General features: G+C 35.8%; 1 protein-coding gene. It reads left to right on the forward strand.

Features of this window, described 5'->3' with window-relative positions; all coding sequences use genetic code 11:
• Positions 1–525 (forward strand): AMP-binding protein (locus ACN1CN_RS22830; RefSeq protein WP_419138004.1); only part of this gene is annotated, 525 nt, incomplete at both ends.

The raw sequence follows: 525 nt of genomic DNA on the forward strand, positions 1-525 counted from the left end.
CCTCCGGAACGACAGGCAGGCCTAAAGGGGTGATGATCGAGCATTCCGGGGTTGTTAATTTAGTTTATATACAAAAAGATGATTTAGAGGTAGATGATCAATCAAGAATACTTCAGTATGCTTCAACAGTATTTGATGGATCAGTATTCGAGATATTCAGTACTTTATCCTTTGGAGCATCTCTTCATATTTTGCCATCCAGAATGAGGCAGGATGTTCAATTACTAGGGGATTATATTGAGGATAATAAAATCAATGTAGTTGCTTTACCACCTGTTTTATTGCATACGATGTCTTATAAAGAGTTTCCTAATCTTAAAACATTAGTTGTTGCTGGAGAATCCTCTTCATCAGAGCTAATGGAAAAATGGAATAAAGGCAGAAGATTAATAAATTCATATGGTCCAACAGAGAATACAGTGTGTGTAAGTATGCATTTATATAAGGATGGCGATTTAAACACCAATATCGGCAAGCCTCTTTCTAATATGAAAACTTATGTGCTTGACGCTAATAATCTTCCTG

It is taken from the genome of Flavobacterium sp. T12S277 (genome assembly GCF_048514875.1).
Taxonomy (GTDB): domain Bacteria; phylum Bacteroidota; class Bacteroidia; order Flavobacteriales; family Flavobacteriaceae; genus Flavobacterium.